General features: G+C 42.9%; 17 protein-coding genes and 1 pseudogene. All 18 read right to left on the bottom strand.

The window, feature by feature from the left end; genetic code table 11:
* Positions 1 to 203: 203 nt before the first annotated feature.
* Positions 204 to 641 (bottom strand): hypothetical protein, encoded by a 438-nt coding sequence (locus ACTQ53_RS09895; RefSeq protein ID WP_441932889.1) that lies wholly within the window; start codon positions 639 to 641, stop codon positions 204 to 206.
* On the bottom strand, positions 622 to 1476 hold the full coding sequence (locus ACTQ53_RS09890) for a hypothetical protein (protein WP_441932888.1): 855 nt from the start codon (positions 1474 to 1476) through the stop codon (positions 622 to 624). The genes ACTQ53_RS09895 and ACTQ53_RS09890 overlap by 20 nt, the downstream gene beginning before the upstream one ends.
* Positions 1477 to 1523: 47 nt before the next feature.
* A complete protein-coding gene (locus ACTQ53_RS09885; RefSeq protein WP_441932887.1) occupies positions 1524 to 1988 on the bottom strand; it encodes a hypothetical protein in 465 nt (154 codons plus the stop codon).
* 8 nt (positions 1989 to 1996) lie between these two features.
* Positions 1997 to 2590: a hypothetical protein gene (locus tag ACTQ53_RS09880; protein WP_441932886.1), complete on the bottom strand. Its 594-nt coding sequence runs from the start codon at positions 2588 to 2590 to the stop codon at positions 1997 to 1999.
* 73 nt (positions 2591 to 2663) lie between these two features.
* Positions 2664 to 3374 (bottom strand): RHS repeat domain-containing protein, encoded by a 711-nt coding sequence (locus ACTQ53_RS09875; RefSeq protein ID WP_441932885.1) that lies wholly within the window; start codon positions 3372 to 3374, stop codon positions 2664 to 2666.
* A gap of 357 nt (positions 3375 to 3731) precedes the next feature.
* Complete coding sequence (locus tag ACTQ53_RS09870) at positions 3732 to 4028, bottom strand: hypothetical protein (RefSeq protein ID WP_441932884.1); 297 nt, start codon at positions 4026 to 4028, stop codon at positions 3732 to 3734.
* Positions 4015 to 4371, bottom strand: coding sequence for a hypothetical protein (locus tag ACTQ53_RS09865; RefSeq protein ID WP_153087546.1), 357 nt, complete (start codon positions 4369 to 4371; stop codon positions 4015 to 4017). The genes ACTQ53_RS09870 and ACTQ53_RS09865 overlap by 14 nt, the downstream gene beginning before the upstream one ends.
* A 38-nt stretch (positions 4372 to 4409) precedes the next feature.
* Positions 4410 to 4946 (bottom strand): hypothetical protein, encoded by a 537-nt coding sequence (locus ACTQ53_RS09860; RefSeq protein ID WP_153087547.1) that lies wholly within the window; start codon positions 4944 to 4946, stop codon positions 4410 to 4412.
* 1 nt (position 4947) lies between these two features.
* A complete protein-coding gene (locus ACTQ53_RS09855; RefSeq protein ID WP_441932883.1) occupies positions 4948 to 6117 on the bottom strand; it encodes an RHS repeat domain-containing protein in 1170 nt (389 codons plus the stop codon).
* 63 nt (positions 6118 to 6180) lie between these two features.
* Entirely contained in the window at positions 6181 to 6732 is a 552-nt protein-coding gene (locus tag ACTQ53_RS09850; RefSeq protein ID WP_441932882.1) for a hypothetical protein, read from the bottom strand.
* Between the two features lie 199 nt (positions 6733 to 6931).
* Positions 6932 to 9538: a xylan 1,4-beta-xylosidase gene (xyl3A, locus tag ACTQ53_RS09845; protein WP_441932881.1), complete on the bottom strand. Its 2607-nt coding sequence runs from the start codon at positions 9536 to 9538 to the stop codon at positions 6932 to 6934.
* A 112-nt stretch (positions 9539 to 9650) separates the two neighbouring features.
* A complete protein-coding gene (locus ACTQ53_RS09840; protein WP_441932880.1) occupies positions 9651 to 12188 on the bottom strand; it encodes a TIM-barrel domain-containing protein in 2538 nt (845 codons plus the stop codon).
* 182 nt (positions 12189 to 12370) lie between these two features.
* Positions 12371 to 12982 (bottom strand): HU family DNA-binding protein, encoded by a 612-nt coding sequence (locus ACTQ53_RS09835; RefSeq protein ID WP_441932879.1) that lies wholly within the window; start codon positions 12980 to 12982, stop codon positions 12371 to 12373.
* A gap of 419 nt (positions 12983 to 13401) precedes the next feature.
* The gene (locus ACTQ53_RS09830) at positions 13402 to 14892 is read right to left on the bottom strand and encodes a family 43 glycosylhydrolase (protein WP_441932878.1); all 1491 of its coding nucleotides are present in this window, start codon (positions 14890 to 14892) and stop codon (positions 13402 to 13404) included.
* A 20-nt stretch (positions 14893 to 14912) separates the two neighbouring features.
* The gene (locus ACTQ53_RS09825; RefSeq protein WP_295348093.1) at positions 14913 to 15617 is read right to left on the bottom strand and encodes an acetylxylan esterase; all 705 of its coding nucleotides are present in this window, start codon (positions 15615 to 15617) and stop codon (positions 14913 to 14915) included.
* Between the two features lie 12 nt (positions 15618 to 15629).
* Positions 15630 to 16838, bottom strand: a complete 1209-nt coding sequence (locus ACTQ53_RS09820; RefSeq protein ID WP_441932890.1) for a glycosyl hydrolase family 8 — start codon at positions 16836 to 16838, stop codon at positions 15630 to 15632.
* Positions 16839 to 18125, bottom strand: a pseudogene (locus ACTQ53_RS09815) (family 43 glycosylhydrolase); the annotation flags it as partial.
* Between the two features lie 136 nt (positions 18126 to 18261).
* Positions 18262 to 20064 (bottom strand): RagB/SusD family nutrient uptake outer membrane protein, encoded by a 1803-nt coding sequence (locus ACTQ53_RS09810; RefSeq protein ID WP_294968072.1) that lies wholly within the window; start codon positions 20062 to 20064, stop codon positions 18262 to 18264.
* Between the last annotated feature and the right edge of the window lie 11 nt (positions 20065 to 20075).

The raw sequence follows: 20075 nt of genomic DNA, 5'->3' as shown, positions 1-20075 counted from the left end.
ATATTCCAGATTTCAACATTTCAAAGATCGATATTTGCCCTTTTCGGGCCTATCAGAGAAGCTTTCGGCTCTTTCAAAGCGATTTCTCGACAGATATTCACCAGCGGAGCCGATTGCTATGTTTCACTCAGAATGACCACACTGGTCATGCTGGATTCAAAATATGCCCCTTTTTAAAGTGGGCTCAGTAAAGTCTATGCAAATTACCATTCACACATCGTAGCCTTAAATTTGATTCCATTTAAGATTCTATCAAATTTTCTTTCCTCTGTTGGAATTACATTAAAATAACAAACTCTGAAACTAGAATATGTATCACGCCTCCATTTAAGACCTTTCTTGTCCATACCTTTTTCTATAAGATGCTTATCCTTCAACGATGTTGAAGGCTTAAAATCATCTATAGGAGTTTTCATTAAAGGACCTTGCAATATCAATAAGACACCGCCACTTCTAAATGAAAAAGCATAAACAACTCCTTCCTCATAATATTCTATCTGGCGTTTTACTCCCTGTGCCATAGACAAATCGACTTGAACAGCATGCAAATTCAACGTTTCTTTTGTGTATTTATGACTAGCACAAGAATAAAACACCCCCATACTAATCATTAGCCAACCATTAACGATTATTCTTTTCATAATTATCTATAGCTTGTTGTTCAACAATATTTATCTGCTCTTCTAATTCTGTATTATTCTTACCAAAAACCGGATAAGAAACAACTTGATTGAAATAAGGATCAAACTCTTTAACATATCCTACGACTCCAAAAGTATGACTAGGTTCTATTGATGGATTTTTCTGCTTTAATTCATAAAAATAGGCATGTCCGTACAAGTTGCCAAGTACATCATACTCTATATTACTGATGCCCTTGTTCAAATCCTTGACCAATGCGCCATTGGCATCATAGAAATACTCCACGTCCGCATTTGCTCCATCCTTGAAATCAAAGGAACCATTATAGAGTAAGCTACCAGCCTTATCGCTGATTGCCTTTATTTGGTTGCCGTTGTATGAGTACGTTAAGTCGTCAATGAGACCAAATGCCCCATTGTTCTTCTTGCCATATCGCTGCAATCGCTCAATACTGCCGTTGGCGGAATAAGACAGAACATTCTCTGAATAACGATTCTTGTTCTGGTTCATATCCTCACCCTCCGCATAGGTGGATTCCTCCAAGCGGTTCAAGCCATCATAGGCAAAGTCGTAACCACGGAGCACATGGTCCTTGCCTGATTGCCATTGCAAACGACTGATGTTTCCATTGAAGCATGGGTATGCTCCTGTGGTTTCGTACCATAGATTCTGAGAGAATCTATCAGATTTCATCTCTTTCAGCCAATTGCGGATATTGTAGGCATAGTTTACGACACCCACATTGCCGCTTCGCTTCAAGGAGACCAGTCTTCCGATGTCATCATAACTATATGACGCCACCTTTCTTGTTACATTTCCGGCACTTAATTTCATTGTCTCTATTTTGTTTTTATATTATACTATTAAAATGAAAGCACACTTTATTCATTGCTCACATTAGATTTCTGCACATAGATTTTCCGATAAGGAATATTTTGTTTTTTTATTATCTCCAAGCAACGATTATCATCTCTATCTGCACCTCGCTTTAAGAAAAATGCGCACAACTTTTTCGTATCCGCATCCATTGTTTCTCTGTGAGGATATACATCTTGTATTGTTTTATAAGCATCATAATTAGCAGGAGAATAATCAAAATATATTGCCATAATCATAGAATAATAAAACGTACTTGAACGAGGTATTCTCCCATCCGCCTCCATCGAAGCCTTAAGTGTTTTATAAGCTGACGTATCACCCTTTTCAACTACAGCTATTTTTTCTTTCTCCATAAATTTATCTATATAATAGACCTCTATCGTCTTTCTCTTTAAATTGTCAATATTGGATAAGAAACCAATCAAAAACGACAATACTATTATAAATTTCAAATAACGTCTTTTCATATTGTTTATCATTTAGATGATTTATGTATGATTTCATGCAACTGCATATTCCTTTTATACATTGTATCGCTCATACGAGACAAATAACCAATATCATATTTCCGAGACAAACTGTCCATCGTAGAATCATAAAAATCTCTTCTGCAAGATTTTTCATTCCAAATAGACTGCATCGCATTATAATCATTAGCACTTGCACTTCTTTTAAGGTAATCCTCACCTATTTCATGCATAAGACAATAAGCGTCAAGTTTCCCAAAATCATTATTAAAATCATAAATATCATTCCAAGCTAATCTTCTAAAGACGCTCTTTCCTGCAGAAGCAGTATGATACAAATTAACAGCAATAATAGCGCACAATAAACATTCGCTATCTGTAGGATAACTTGTCCAATAATAATAATTTATTAAATCTGCAAATTCCTTATAACAACCAGAATTCAAAAAACTCGTTTCGATTTGCAATAATGTATCACTCTTGGGATTAACTACTACATTTGCAAATATACTTTCATTAAGAACTCCTGTTTTTTCGTTTGCCTTCTGTCCTAAGAAAAAAGCAAAAACTATCAAGATTATACTAAATGTCCACTTTTTCATATGCTACTTCTTATTTATCATTTGTTGAAAGAATTTATAAATAATTTGCCACCACGTATCATAATCGAATCCCTTAGCCCCCGGGCTTTTCTGAGTTTTGATTTGAACCACCATCAAAGAGATACTTAGATAGCGTTCCATCCTCGAGCACGAAGTTGCCAATATAATCTATCGTATTCGTTACAGCTGATTCATGGGTGGATCTTAGCTTGTTTCCTGCTGCATCATAGATATATTTCGTCTTGAAGCCATTAGAGAAAGTGATGCACTTCAAGTTACCAAGAATATCATACTCTATATTACTGATGCCCTTGTTCAAATCCTTGACCAATGCGCCATTGGCATCATAGAAATACTCCACGTCCGCATTTGCTCCATCCTTGAAATCAAAGGAACCATTATAGAGTAAGCTACCAGCCTTATCGCTGATTGCCTTTATCTGGTTGCCATTATAGGAGTACGTCAAGTCGTCTATGAGACCAAACGTCCCATTGTTCTTCTTGCCATATCGCTGCAAACGCTCAATACTGCCGTTGGCGGAATAAGACAGAACATTCTCTGAGTAACGATTCTTGTTCTGGCTCATATCCTCACCCTCCGCATAGGTGGATTCCTCCAAACGGTTCAAGCCATCATAATACGTAACAGTCGTTATGGCGTGAGTTCCATCGACATCAAGCACGTCCTTACTCAGCACATAGTTTTGAGTAGGACTTTGAGCCTTGACTGAAATGTCCAAGGCACAAAAAAACAACATGATACTTAAAGTTCTTTCAATTTTCATTTTCGTTTGAAATTATATGAATATTCATGTAACACACCCAAATAGTCTTCAACACTTTCTAATCTGCCTTCCGAGTCATAAGAATATCTCGTTTCATATCCATTTGGCTCAATAACAGACGATAAGTTTAGACGATCACCATACACATAAGCAGTCGTTTGACATGCCCTATTTCGCACTATATCATAAATTGATTGCAGTATACTTTTAGGCAAGTAATTACGCCCTCCTAATAATGCAACATAGCTTGAGAGGCTTTTCATTTCATTATAAGTTGCTCCCACTATTTTCATTACAGGACATTGATAATTATAAGACCAAAGCAATGTTACAGGCACACCATCCTTTCCCTTATATTCAATATGGCGCTTGCAAAAAATCATCGTGTCCACGAACTACATGATTAATGCTGCCACCATAACTTAAGATCCACCCCAAGCCTACAAAAGTTGCATTTTGCTCCACTTTTATTCCAGAGGCATCATAATATAGTTCTATCGGATATGATACATCACCAGACTTCACCTCGAGCAATGGTATTCTAATGTTCGGTGTACCTGTATATTCTGACATTGCAATTGTTCCATATTTACCTAATGAAGCCGCCTCTGGAGTCAGATGATTAAAATCTGGCAATAGCTTATCTATACCCAAGGAGTTTTCTTACTTTCACTAAGGGAGTCTGTATCTGAGATAAGCGTAAATAGTCATTTGATTGACAGAAATCCAAGATTTCATCTTGCCCTATCAACTTGACATGCCCTTCCATATCACCGATAAAACAAACCTCTTTCTCTTGACCAAGATACTTGATATTGGAAAAATCCCAAAGTGAGCCAGTAAGATTAATTGCACTAATTTTACTCGCATCCACCAAGTCATAATGGATACTATCGCCAAAGTGCAAGTTATCTATATCACTTGACTTTACTGTTTGATGGGCATTTGCAATCAAATTACACCCAAACACTAAACTTAGAAATAATATTGTCTTCATAACACCTTAAATTTATTTGCTAAAAAACTATCTAAAGACTATTCTTTACAAGATACATTATTCCTTTTATATGGTTTTTGAAGATACAAAGGTTTATAATTTATCCGTTTACTTCCTTTTTGAAGATAATCCACCCACAAAGTTTGGCAACGAATTTGCTTGATATTATATTTGATATCGTAAACTAATTCTAAGTCTACTGTTTCATAAATGGCAATATTATGTAGAGCTGATACAAATAGAGAATCATTAAGTTTAGCTGATACAACTCGTTTTTGACGACCACCAATTAGAAATGTTGTATCAATTTCTCTTTTGGTTGTCATAAAAATCATAGACTTACCATATTCTTTAAGATAATACTCTCCATTTTTGTTGTATAAATTCCAAACAAAACCAGTATCATCAATGTCACTATATTCATTTTCTCGAATTGATATATACTTTTTAGAATGCATCACTTCATAATTCTTCATATAGAAAAATGGTAAGTACTGCATATTTTTTCTCTGCTTACAAGAGAATACACTTACAAACAAAATACTTACAACAATATAAAAAATAATATGTTTCATGTCATTTATGCTTAAAAAATTGTTCTATCTGATTCATAACTTGTTGATAGAGATTAACTTTTTCGTATTTCTTATTTTCCATCTCTAAATGTTCTTGTTTACTGCTTTTTTTGAAAAATTCAAAATTAGCTTTTTGAAAAACTTTTGTATCTTCATAAAGTTTCAAAACACTTTCATAATTATAAAGATGACCAGCCAATTCGTGAGCTATTGTTTTTGTCAATTCATTTGTAGGGCGATCAACATCAAAGATAACAACAAATCTTGGCTTTCCCTGATCAGTTTCTAACAATTGTGTTTGAGCATTTATGTCTCTCCAATATGCAGTTTTCTTTTGAGGTTCAGTAATGTCAATTTCTTGCAGTTCTAAATCATATTTTGAATATTTTCCATTACCTTTCACCCCAAAGAAATATGAACCTTTTGGAGTAAAATCTGACAATATTTGTTTTCCAAAATCAGTTTGCGCAAACTGCATCATCGCCAAATAAAAAGACTTTGAACTTCTATACCATTGAGGATCCTCTTTATCTTTGAAATAAATAGTTTTTACTCTTTTGCCATCTGCATCAACATTTACGAGAGAATTATTTCCACAATATAGATACGGACTAAGTTGAGTATACTTTTCACCAAGTCTATCCACTCTATCCCAGCTCACCTTGGCAGCATCATACATTCTTGCCCCATGGTCATACCAGTCCAATCCATGCATGTGGTCGAACTCTTTACCTATGTACTTATTTCTTTGGGTTTCAGAATTGTATGACAAGTCGCCATATACTCCACCGAAAGGATAGTAATGATTCACTTGCTCTATCGTGCCATTCTCATTCACCACCATCCTTATACTTCCAAGATGGTCTTTCTCGTAATAATGGAAGGTAGGATTCTGATTATTGTCGAAAGAACTCTTGTTCTGGCTCATATCCGCACCCTCCGCATAGGTGGATTCCTCCAAACGGTTCAAGCCATCATAGGCAAAGTCGTAACCACGGAGCACATGGTCTTTGCTTGATTGCCATTGCATGCGGCTGATGTTAGCTATGGCTTGGATTCCACAGGCATCAAGCATCTGCCTCTCAAGAATATAATTCTTGGTAGGACTCAGAGCCACTGACATCAAGCTAAAAACAGACAATAACATCAAAACTAAAACTTCTTTTTCCATAACGTACGATATTATTATCCAACTATTGCAAACAATTTCATATTGCCATTTAAGACTTAATTTTTATTCTTCCAAAACTCGCATGCACTCCCATTCTACTACTAAAGAATCATACATGCAAGTAACCTTATTCTCTTCGACACTAGTTATAAAACTTGAAATATATTTATTAATATCTGATTCTTTACAAACTATCATATGCCGTGAAACATAACTTTTTATCTTTTCAAAAGGGATATTCGAAGAGATTATAGTAAACTTAAACCTTTTCATAGGATATACAATTTTTATAAATGTCTGAGGAAAGATAAAAGAATATGGCTCTCCACAATTTATCACATTATCATATGCCCAACAAGATAACGAAAAATCGCCATAACGACGATAGCACTTTCTATATAACACTTCTTCAAAATTCATTTTTTCCAAATCATCCTCTGTAAAAAGAATTACAATTGGTTCCATGTTACTATTCACGACATCAAAAGACACACATCTTATCGTATCACGATCTAACGTTCCATGAGCAACATAATAAACTTGCTCATGGTATTCTAAACTATATGTGAGCAAAAAATACCCAAAAAACACAAACAACGCCAAAATTCTTTTCATTTAGCAAAATTTTTAACAGTTTCTTTTCTAGCCTTAATTGAACACTCTTTAAGATATCCATTTGTTTCGATATTTCCATCAAAATGATGTACTGCTTTGTGCCTTGACTGAAATGGCCAAGGCACAAAGAAACAACATGATACTTAAAGTTCTTTCAATTTACAATACTTTCAAGCCTGCCTTCTTAGTCAGATTTTTCTTAATATTCATAATTTACCATTATCTTCTTCAAGTCCTTATCTGCCGAGCTATTGCCATAATATACCTCATAGTTACCTGCCTTGGCACGCACGGTATTGGTGGCAGCATCGAAGAGTTCGAAGTTTCTGCTATCCAGCGTGATGACAGCCTCAGCAGTCTTTCCTGCCTTCACCTCCACTCTCTCGAAAGCCTTCAAGCTCTTCAATGGTCCTTCGGTATCGGCAGGATCCTTCACATACACCTGCACAATCTCGGTTCCATCCTTCTTTCCAACATTACTTACCGGTACCTTCAGCGTAATCTTTTCACCCTTCTTCAAGATAGAGTTGGAAAGTGTAGCATCACCTATACGGAAAGAAGTGTAGCTTAAACCATATCCGAATGGGAAGAGCGCATCGTTCATATAACGATAGGTTCTGCCCTTCATACTGTAGTCCTTGAAATCAGGCAACTGCTCTGAATTCTTATAGAACGTAATAGGCAACTTGCCAGCAGGATTATACTCTCCGAAGAGTACACGAGCCACAGCCTCACCACCTTCCTGACCAGGATACCAGGCCTGGAGAATGGCATCGCAACTCTCTGTCTCTGGAGTCAAGGCAATGGCAGAACCCGAACAGTTGACAAAGACAACCTTCTTGCCCGCCTCCTTCAAAGCCTTCAGGAAATTGCGCTGAACCTTAGGCAATTCGATGTTGGTGCGGTCACCACCCTTGAAGCCAGAAATCTCGATAGGCATTTCCTCACCTTCCAACTGTGGAGAGATACCACCTACGAAGACTACTGTCTCGCAATCCTTCAACTGCTTGAGCGAAGCCTGATAGTCGATAGGATTCTCATGACCGATATTGAACTTCATGTCCGCATTATAGGTTGGCATTTCGTGATAGCGGATCTCTATCTTATACTCCTTGCCCTTCTCGGCTTGGAACTCGATACGACTCTCGGTAGTACGCCAGATAGAATGCTCTGCCTTCTTCTCACCATTCAGATAAACCTCGTAGTGACCGCAACCAGCCACGTCGAGCAACACCTTGTCTGTCTGCTTAGGACGGAACACGGTTTCATATTTTGCAGAAAAGCCCACCAGCTTCACATTAGGAGCGAAGGAGTGCTGACCATAGGTCGTTACCTGCACAGGATTCTTCTCCTGGGTGATGACAACAGGCTTGCCTTCCATCTTGCGATTGTTCCAGAAAGTGCCCTTAAAGCCCATCTTGCCATCCATGCTACACTGGTCGAAGTAAGAATTCAAAACTTGGTCGTTCACCAAGTCGCATCCATTAAAGGTGACAACCTGGTTTTTCTTCAAACGACTCCTGATACCATCCAGGATGGTAATTGTCTGTCGTGGAGTACCATTATAGTTTCCCCACATCATCGGTTCGTTATCCACATTCGGTCCGATGAAAGCAATCTTCTTTACTTTTTTATTGAGAGGCAAAACCTCATTCTTGTTTTGGAGCAGCGTCATGGTCTGCAGAGCCATATCGAGCGAGAGCTGGCGATGCGCCTTGCTGCAAAGCACAGATACAGGAATCTTCGACCATGATACGATCTTGTTGTCATCCATCTCGCCCAAATCGAAACGACCTTCGAGCAGACGTATCACATGCTTGTCAACTTCTTCTTCTGTCAAGGCACCATACTTCACTGCCTCAGGCACCGACTTATATACATAATTATATCCACACTCCACATCCGTGCCAGCCAGCACGCCCTTAGCTGCTGCATTTCTGGCATTGCTCGAAACCTTATGATTCTCCCAGAAATCAGTAACAGCGCCACAGTCGGAAACTACCAGGTACTTGAATCCCCACTCATCCCTGAGAATCTGCTGCAAAAGGCGGGTGTTGCCGCAGCATGGTTCATCATCCCAACGCTGATAGGCACACATCACCTCGCGCACCTTGGCATCCTGCACCAGCGATTTGAAGGCAGGCATATAAGTTTCCCAAAGGTCACGCGGCGTGACATCGGTAATATTGTCTGTATGGCGAGCCCATTCCGGTCCGCTATGAACCGCATAGTGCTTGGCACAAGCCCAGAGTTTGCGGTATTTAGTATCTTCAGGTCCCTGCAATCCGCGCACCACGGCACATCCCATCCTACTGGTAAGATAAGGATCCTCACCATAGGTTTCCTGTCCACGTCCCCAGCGAGGATCACGGAAGATATTCACGTTTGGAGTCCAGACAGATAAAGCATGGAAACGGGTTACATCTCCTCCCTTCTGCTGCAGTTCATTCCATTTGGCACGCATTTCATCAGATGTTGCATCAAAGACTCTATACACCATTCTGTCGTTAAACGAAGCTGCCATTCCGATAGGTTCCGGAAAGACGGTTACATCTCCCATGTTCGCCACACCATGCAGTGCCTCGCTCCACCACTGGAATCTCTTGATTCCCAATCGTGGGATAGCCGGCGAATCATCCAGCATCAGAGAAGCTTTCTCTTCCAAAGTGAGACGACCACATAAATCTACCGCTCTTTCATGAGCCGAGAGGGCTGGATTCTGATAAGGCAACTGCTGCGCTGAGGCATTGCCGGAGGACGTAGTTACCACAAACATCAAAGCTGCGTATATAACATTCTTGTTCATTGTAATTACTATTAAGCTATTAGTATATTAAATTGTTATTTGCACTGCAAAGGTAAACAAAAAAGCAGAATACTATTTTATCACAAGTATCAAATAGTTTAAATTATGTAAATTACATCTGTACCTTTACAGCCTTTCCGTCATATTCCACACTCTTGCTTGCCTGCATAGGCTGATCGCCCGCACCACTATTGGCACCCACCAGTACGATGTGGAATCTGCGATGCTGGAGCATTCCCTTATAGCTGCCCTTGTGTGGTGCGATGTTCAGGGTTCTGTCTGCTTCATTCCAAACAAACTTGATTTCAGAGAATTTACCCTTCTCATAGTTGTAGTTGTCACCCTCGTCCTCATAGAGCGTAAACGAACCGTCTGCACCAGGATAGACACGGATTTCCAGCTCATCCCAAGGCTTCTCTGAACTATACTGCACTTCAGGACCGAATGGCAGGATGGTACCTGCCTTGATGAATACAGGCATGATGTCGATAGGACAAAGGCGCTGGATATCCTGACCACCCTCATACTGGGCATTGCTCCAGAAATCATACCATTTATTACCCTTTGGCAAGTAAACATTCACAGGCGCAGCTGCCTTCCTTACATCAGGATAGATGGTATGACCCTTCTTCTCCTTATCCTTCCAGGTGTATAAAGGATCGGTTACCGGCTTCACCAGAATGTTGCGGCCAAAGAGATACTCATCGTTCAGGCGGGAAGCCTTCTTGTCGTGGGCATAATCCATTACCAGGGCACGCATCATGCTTCCGCTATTCTGTACACAGTCGCCAGCCGTACTGTAGATATAAGGCAAAAGGCGATAGCGCAGCTTGATGGTCTTAATTATAGCATCATAAGCCCAGTCGCCCTGCTTTCCGAATTCATACAGTTCGCTTACCATCGGCGAAGAACAGTGGTTGCGCATCAATGGCATGAAGGTTCCCCACTGCATCCAGCGGGTCTGCAGTTCCTGAAGGGCAGGGTTCTTTGGATTCTGTTCAAACTCCCAGTAGAAGAAACCACCAAGGTCGGTGTTCCAGAATGGGATACCGCAGAGCGAGAAGTTCAAGCCCGATGGAATCTGATTCTTCATCTCGTTCCAGGAAGCCACCACATCACCGCTCCAGCAGATGGTGCCATAATGCTGAATACCGAGACTGCCGCTTCGGGTCATCTGGAGCGAACGCTTTGTGTTGCCCTTCATCGCTCTCTGGTGCTCGTAGATGCTCTTGTTGTGCAACAATGGGAAGGCGTTCTTCACGCCCAGCCATGAACCATCGTAGGTCTGATAGTTCTCATCGCCCGGCTTCTCAAAATGGTCTGGCTCCGTAGAATCGGTCCACCAGGCATCGAAGCCCATCTGGTAGAGGTGGGTAAGATACTTCCAGTAGAGGTTGCGAGCCTTCGGATTGAAGACATCGTATGGCATCACGCCACTGTTTCTTGGCCAGGTATCGAAAGGAAGGAGGGCATTCATCTTCTTCAGTTCACGATACTGCTCTGTCCACGGACCGAAACTAGCCCAGATGGAAATCATCAGATGGGCATTGTTCTTGTGAACATACTTCACCATCTCTTCCGGACTCTTCAGGCGGGGTTCTCCCTGTGCCTTCATCTGCTTCATATCGGTAGGAAGATACTTGGCATAGGCTGGGTCGCCCACCTTATTTATATAGTATGGGTTCTGGAACTTCATCGCATTCCAGTTGGAGTCGCATCCCCAATACTGCCAGTCCTGCACGATGGCATCAGTAGGAATCTTCAGTTCGCGATACTTATCCAATACGCCTGCCAGTTCATCACTGGTCTTATAGCGCTCGCGGCATTGCCAGAAGCCCATCGCCCATTTCGGGAACATTGTAGCCTGTCCGGTCAGTTCACGGATGCTGGCGATGACTCCATCCTGCGTACCATCCTTGTACATGAAATAGTAGTCGGCGCAGGTTCCCACTTCACTGGTAAAGGAAGTGCATGATGGCTGGTTGCTATTGTTCTTGGATGCTACGATATCATTGAAATAGGTTTTTCCAGCATTGTCCCAGTAAAGACCATAGCCTTTCTCACTGGTGAAATAAGGGATGGCGATATAGGTGTTATGATTCCAGAGTACGATGTTCTGGCGGCCACGCTGATTCATATAAACATCACGCAACTGTCCCAGACCATAGATGGCCTCGTCGTCGGCAAGACGGAAGTCCTGCTCTATGCGGTACTTGCCCTTGTTGGCTTCATCCTTGCGGGCTTCCAGACGGGTCTTCGTGTCGGTAAGCAGCAACTTTCCATCCTTCGAAAGAAAGCGGATTTCGCCAGTCTGCTGATTCAGTTCTACGGAGATAAAACCAGAGTTTATTTTTACAACATCACCATTTTCCCGTATTTGAACGTCCTTCATCTGTTGAGGTTTCAAAACAACAGAATAGCTTTTCTTCTGAACAGGAGCACCAAGTCCAGCATCAGATTTCAAGATGCGGACGATGGATGGAGAATAGAATTCGATGGTCACATTCTGCTGAGCCACCTGACGGGTGACAGACTTGGCAGCCGTACCTTTCTGGGTGCCTGCCACCTTTACGCTCTTGGCGCTGAGTTCACTTGGAACGCCAACTACAGCGAAGCCCAAAAGGGCAATGAGAGATAAATTCTTTAGCATACTTTTGTTTATTTTATTAGAGGGTTTATGATTTGTACTGTTCCAAATACTTAAGATAGTATTTCGACTGCAAAAGACAGCATCATCTGTAGAATACAATTATCAGAAAGGCCCTGTCGGGTATTGAGCACATAGAAATAACCGTTTGATGATATATGGTTTATTTCCCTTCATATTCTCAACTATTCCGTTTTATTATTCAAGAAATAAATCGGTGAACGGGGAGTACCATCCTTTACCAACAAGCCTTTGGCTATGAAGTGATTTATCCACTTTTGTGCCATGTGGCGAGACAGTCCAAACAGTATCCTCATGAGTTTGATGGTGATATAACGGTTCTTCAGGAAATATTCCTGCAATTTTGCCCAAAGCTTCTCTTCTGTAAAAATAGTTGAACGACTGGAATACTGGGAACGGACGAAATGGATATTTCTATCTATTTCCCTCAACAGCCCAGCCTCCGGACGGAAATTGATTCCCCGCAAACGTACTTCCTTTCCCGTAATCTTCTTATTAGGCTTATCCGCAGGCATTTCCAGGTTTACAGCAAGCGAGAAATATCCCAGTTCGGGAATATAAACCCTGCGTCCCATAGAAAATTCAGACACGACAATGTCATGAAGTTCTGACAACACTGCAGCCACATCACCCTTGGTGAGTGAACATCTTTGCTGGATGGTGGCTTCCAGTTCGTGAGCCGTCATCGCCTCATACTGCTTCAATCGAACGTATTTACGTTCCTCACCACTACCCTCAGCATTGGTAATAGTATAAACATCATACTTTAAGTCCATAGTTGCTTTGTTTTATTATCTTCTGCAAATATATGAAATAATCACAGAAGCTGTATCTATTGATCATAAGAATTAGATTTATTTAATAGTTGGCAATTGCCAGCAAGGTTGCTGGCATATGGCAGCAACCTTGCGGATATATGACAGCAAGATTGCCGGCAGCTGCCGACAACCACACAGAACTGTATTTAAGAAGTAAATAATACAGGTTTCTAAGACCATTAAAATAACTTATTCCAGTTTTGAAGTTCAGGAGTTAAAGGTGTTATCGCTCCCTACGGTCGCTGAGGAGTTAAGACAACAGTCTTTTTTAGCATAGTTTTTAAACAGAAAGACATACGTCTTAACTCCTTAACTTCCTTAACTCCTTTAACTTCCTGATATGCGAAAGTTCAGTAACTTATCAAATCATCATGAATTTATTGTTGTCTGAAATTCCATTTAGAATTGTCGCTGTTGAAATCGAAAGGAGCCAAGCCTGGGGTACAGTCGCCTAATGAAACCAATGCCAGTTTCTCTTCTGTGCCTGGTATAGCCTTCGGCATAATGCGATAGGTGCCATCGGTAAGTTGTTCGATGCGCCAAAGCTGGGCATCTTCACCCGTAAACTCAGGTTTGGCGATGACATCATGCTGAGCGGTTGCGGTAAGATAACGGGTAGTGCCTTCTATGCAGATCTTATAATAAGGGCCACCCAGATAACCACCCTTTCCGGCAGGCATGATACTCCACTTCTGATGAGGACGGAACATGTAATCGTTCATTCTTACCTTCACCTCGCCCTTAGGCCATCCTGCTTCTACCTCCTTCAAGGTTTGAGGTTCGATGTTCTTCAAAGGCTTGGTCGGCTTGATCCAGAAAGGTTCGATATCCCGCTGCATTCTCACGAAATCTACGGCAATCTCCAGGGCATAGCCTCTTCGTTCCGATTCTATCTCGTAGGTTCCGGCATGAAATTCATCACCAGCCACAGGCCAGTCGTTCTTCCACAACAAAGGACGGATAGCCAACACGCTTCGTCCTCCCTGTCTGAAATCAGACTCATAGTGGAACGACATCTTTTCTACACCTTCTTCCTCGATATAGCGCCCGAAGTGACCGGGACCCGTCTTCAGATTATTGGCAGCAATCACCATCTTTCCTCCGCCCTGCAACATCACTCTGCCCACATTATCTACGTATGGACCGGTTATCTTTCGCGAACGTCCCACCACGATATTGTAGGTAGAATTAGGACCATCGCAACAGGTGCCATGAGTGCCGAGAAGATAATACCAGCCGTTGCGGTAAATCAAATCAGTAGCTTCACAGTCGATGGCGATATTGACGGGTTCGTTGCCTTCCATCCGCTTACCTGTCTTCGGATCAAGTTCTACCAGACGGATAAATCCGAAATAGGTACCATAGCTGAGCCAGAGTCTGCCGGTAGTAGGGTCGAGCAACAAGCCCGCATCAATGGCATCACAATCTTCATCATCCAAAGAAGAAGCTACCACCACCGGTTCAGTATATTTGAAATCAGGCGATTTCGGATCGAGCGTTTTGTTCCACATCGTCAGGACATCACCACGATGACTGCCTCCCAATCCACCACCCGTAGCACTGTAGGCTACAAGATAACGGTCGCCAATCTTCAACACATCAGGAGCCGCTCCTCTTCCGGGACGAACAGCACCACCCTGCCAGGTCCAGCCATCCTCCGACCAGATTCCACCTTCACCCGTTCCAAAGGTATAATACTTTCCATCACACTGGGCAATGGTAGAAGGATCATGAATGAAAGGTTCGCCAACCTGGGCTTCTGCCTCGTAAGCAGAAGAAGACAACAAGGCAACCAAAGCAGCGGCATAAAGTTTCTGCTGAACAGCAACCGGGCTAAAATATCTGAAAAATATATTGTTCTGTTTCATAACTTTCTTTATTGATTGCACTACTTCACGTGAATAGACAGGTTTCTGACAGGCTTGCCCTGTCCGTCGATGAATCGGACACAGAAGTCGCTCATGCCTGGGCCATTGATGACTGCACCACGAAGGATATTTCTACCTTTCTTCAAGGTAAGCTTCTTAGAAACCACATCATCGCGAACCATCCTTCGGTCGCCTTCCAGCATCACCGCCTCCTCACCATTGAGCCACCACATGGAAGCACCATTCGAGCCAACAGCCAAGCGGACGTTTTTCATCTCCTCAGGGCAATCGATAATGGTAACCGCCCAGAACAAGACACCATACTTGGGTTTTTCGAACGAAGTAGCGAAACGGAAGAGTTTCACATTAAACAGTTTACTGTCCAGCGCATGCCATTTCAGTTTTTCCTTGCCCACCTTCACGACGGCTCCATCCTTAGGAACTGTTTCCATCTGTTTAGGGAAATACTGCGTATGGAATATCTCCTTCAGATAAGAATCAGTAAAAACGACATTGCTTTTGACTGGCATCGAGATTGGCTCCAGAAGCAACCATCTCTGTATAAAGCCAGCCGCATTGGGCACGACAGGCTGCTTGCCGACAGGTCCGAAATAAGGATTAATGTCTACAGGTAATTCCTTATTTTGGGCATCCGCAGAGGAATGTCCAAAAAGGAATACACATAAACAAAACAATCTTACTATTTTATTGAAAAAGTTGTTCATAGACTATTCTTTTTATTTTTGAGGTTCGATAATCTGATAACGGCCACTCAGATGCATGAAGGCGAAGAGACGCAACAGTCCGTCGTAGTAGCCATCGAAGAAGCCTTCTTTATCTGGCTCATGCTTGGCATTCCAGAAATGACTGACGAATTCCCTGCCCTTCACATGATTGCTGACCAATGAAGCCGCAGCCGCAGTGGCAACAAAACCGATAGAATGGCGGAGCGCCTTAGGAGCCGTACCTGCCGGCAGAATATCTTCTACCATCGTTCCATCTACATTATACTGATCCAGGAAAGAATCAATACCCTGACTATACAGGAAGTTCTGCAGCGTATTGGCATATTTCTGCTGCCACTCCTTATCCTTACAAGCCCATGAATAATCGAGCGCTATGTTCATTGGCACTCGCCATGAATCGTAGCGGAATGCATCACCCAGCAACTGCCCCGTCTTCATCAGACTTCCATCATAGTTGCAATAGTCCGGGTTCAAGCCCGTCTTCTCATTGATGCACTTATGCAGGAACTCACGGCTTTTCTCTGCACATTCCTTCCAGAACTGAGAACGTCCGTCGTTAGCCCATTTTGCCCAAACCTCGTAAAAGGCAGGGAGATGGTAAGAAGGATCGGTAAACTTCCCGCCCCAATGATCGGGCGTAAAGGTGATGAGCTGATGTTCAAGATTGATGAGCGGAGCTGTGCGGTCCATTCCCGCCTTCTGCATGCTGCAATCTAGAATATGCTGCGCTTCCTTCAGATAGTTGATGCCCGTATCATTGCCCCATCGGTTGGATGCAAAGATGAGCGAAGTTACGAAATAGAGTTCACCATCAGATGCGGCTCCCTGCGCATTTCTCGTTCCATCAGTCTTACAGCTCCATGCGAAATAGCCCTTATAAGGTCCTTCCTGATGCTGCATGTATCTCTTGCTCCATCGCCAGAGGCGGTCGAAGATGTCCTTCTTATCAAACTGCACGGCAGCCATCATTCCATACGACATGCCTTCGGTTCTCACATCATTGTTCTTTATATCGCTGACATATCCCATGGAATCGCCTACTTCGAAATAGACCTTATTCTTACCATAGAATACATCATTGAATACTTCGTTCACCTTCCTGTCAATATCTGTCTGCTTATAGCCCATTTCGGCAAAGAGATTGCGGTACTGATGAGTTTCGAAAGCTCCTTTATCCCAAGGCAAAGCATCGAAACCCAACCAGTCAACCTCTACATCGGCACCACTCTGCAAGGATACGTGTAAAGCATGGACGCCTAGAGGAGCATGGAGCACCTGGGCACGGATATTCTTCCAGCCTGCCGACTTCGGAATCTTCACTTTAGCGATGATATTTCCCTTCTTGCCATCGGCTCTGACTACGAGCACACCGCCCTTTGGCGACTTGGCACGAACAGTGATTTCCGCCACCTTCTCGTTACCGAAATCCACCTTATTATATATAAGAGCAGCATTCGATTTTGAGAAGAGAGTCTTCCATCCGGCAAAACAGTTGTTTTTATCCAGATAATCAATACCAATACCCTTGCCTTGCAGCGCAGAATAGCGGTCTATCTGAATGCGCGAGCGAGCGTTCGTCATTCCCACACCTCTTAGCGTAGGTATCACCTTCTGTATCGTTCCGTCAGGATTGAAGTTCAGAGAGTCGATTCGTACCGAGCGGTTCTTGTCGAACTTTGGGGAATAATCATTATGATGATAGAAGAGATACCACTGTCCCTGATATTCCACGATGCTATGATGATTGGTCCAGCACTTTGTAGGCGACTCATCCATGATGATGCCCTTGAATGTGAAAGGTCCCATCGGATGGTCAGCCATGGCATAAGCCAGCGTTTCGGTGCCATTCTTTTCACGTACCCAAGGGAAGGTGAAATAATATTTGCCGTTACGTTCGAAGGCAAACGGTCCTTCCTTGAATCCTTCAGGCAATCCCTCTACCAGTTTGGGGTCCGAGGCAAGTTCCGTCATGTTTGGTTTCAGCTTAGCCATGTGCAAACCAGCTCCAGCCCAGTAGATATAAGCCTGTCCGTCTTTATCTATCAACACACAAGGGTCTATACCATGAACTCCCTCTATGGGTTTCCACATCGGCATAAATGGTCCTTCCGGCTGGTCGGCAACCGCCACACCTATTCCGAATCCCTTCTCCTCCCCTTTCGGAGCGGCTGGGAAATAGAAGTAATATTTCCCGCCTTTCTCTACACAATCAGGAGCCCACATCGTATAACTTCCGTCTTGTACCCAAGGTACTTTATCCTGCGAAACGATGACTCCATGATCCTGCCACTCAGTAAGATTGGCAGAAGAGAAAACGTGATAATCTGCCATACAGAACCATTCCTTCAGTTTCTCGATAGGACTCGGAATGTCATGAGAAGGATAAAGATACATCTTCCCGTTGAATACGCGAGCCGTAGGATCAGCAGAATACTGTCCGCTGATAATCGGGTTCTGAGCAGAAGCTCCTGTCGATAACGCCAGCATCAAGGCACACATCCATGTTTTCATACGCAAATCCCTTTAAAGAAGAAAAAAGGGGGTGCTTCTTTTCAAAACACCCCCTAATTGGCAAACTAATCTATAGTTCTAAAAACGTTATATTTACAAAACAACTTCATGATTACCAACCAGGATTCTGCTCCAGGTTAGGATTCTTATCCTTCACGGTCTGTGGATAAGGGAAGAACTCATGCTTGCCCTCCTTGAAACCTACTTCGAAACCGGCATCCTTGGCTGCACTGGTAGATACGGTATAGAAACGGCTGTTGGCCTCTGTACCATGTTCCCAGGTAACCTTGCGGTCATCAGCCTTAGGTGCACGGAACAACTTATCGAATACATGAGGACAGTCAGAGCCTACATTCTTCAGGCGCTCGATAGCCTTGGCATCCTTCCAACGCATCACATCGAACCAGCGGCAGCCTTCCAGCCAGAGCTCGTAAGACTTCTCCCTCTTCAGTACATCCATATCTACTGTTTGGCTGATGGTCTTTGAACCGGCGCGCTCCTGAATCATATTGATGTACTTCTTAGCCTCAGACTGATCGCCTGTATTGAGACAAGCTTCCGCATAATTGAGCAATACCTCAGCATAACGCATCACAACATAGTTGTTCAGACGAATATTGTCTCCATATTTGTTGCCATCAGTATCAGCCTTTCTGATTATCTGCTTGAAAGCCAACCAGAATGAGTTGTCGTAAAGTCCCTGTACAGGGTCGTTGATACCCACCTCTTTGCTCTTCATCTTCTCTTCTACCGACATTGCATTCAATGCAGGGTCAGCATATTCCATCTTATAGACAGCATCATCAATATGCTTCAAAGTAGCTTTGAAGCGATAGGAATCACCATCATTGGCATAGAATTCATCACCAAACCACTGAGGAACACCAAGACCTCCCCAACCATCAATACCACTATAAACACTCTGTGGTGACTTGACGAAGTTGCCGGCACGCCAGTTCCAGGCATTAGATTCCATCCAGCTTGAACGCTGAATCATACCAGCCCATGCTCCCTTACCAGCATTGTACTCGAAGTTGATTTCGAAGACCTTCTCCTCGTTGCCATCGCCCTCGATATGGAAGTTGTCCATATAGCGATCGCCAGGAACAAGTGCATACTTGCCAGAATCGATAACCTTCTTGAGAGCAGTCTTAGCCTTATCATATTCACCGGCGAAGAGGTAAGCCTTACCAGCCAGAGCCCATGCAAAGCCCTTGGTCACCTTAACGGCACCATCCTTATCATCGGTGCCCTTGCGCTCGTCGAGGTCGGCAGCAGCCTCCTCGCACTCTTTAGCCACCCACTGAATGAGCTGCTTGTGGTCCATAGGATTCTCTGGATCCTTGTTGCAGTTATAAGGAAGATCTGTTCCTGCCAATACGTGATCTATGAACGGAGGATTATTCCAGAGATTAGCCAGCAGGAAGTAGTCGAAGGCACGAAGAACACGAGCCTCAGCTACGCAGCGCTTCTTAACTGGAGTATCTGCTGCATTCTGGAAGTGATCTGTAACGAGATTACAGGTATATACCGAGAGATAAAGACCGGTGTACATAAACTTAGGCACCTCTGCCTCAGCATCGTAACGGAACTCATTGAGCATACCGCTGAACTCGTGGTCGCCATAGTTACCACTGGCATAGAGCACATCATCGCCACACATATTGGTGATAATCTTATAAGGAGTGTAGATGCCAGGACCACCACCATCGTGATTACGTCCCACTACATTACACATGAATCCCTCATAAGCCGCAACCAGGGCAGCCTCGGCATCAGCATCAGTCTGATAGAATTTCTCTGATGGGATAACACCCTTCTGCTCGATATCCAACTGATCCTCACAAGATGTGGTGAGTGTCATGGTGGCTGTTGCAGCGAGTGTCAATATGGTTGAAAATAATATTTTCTTCATTTCTTTTCATT

The sequence above is a fragment of the Prevotella sp. Sow4_E9_plate genome, from assembly GCF_052116205.1.
In the GTDB taxonomy this organism is placed as follows: Bacteria; Bacteroidota; Bacteroidia; order Bacteroidales; family Bacteroidaceae; genus Prevotella.
Note: the sequence above shows the minus strand (reverse complement) of the source record. Positions and strands in the feature narration are given on the sequence as shown.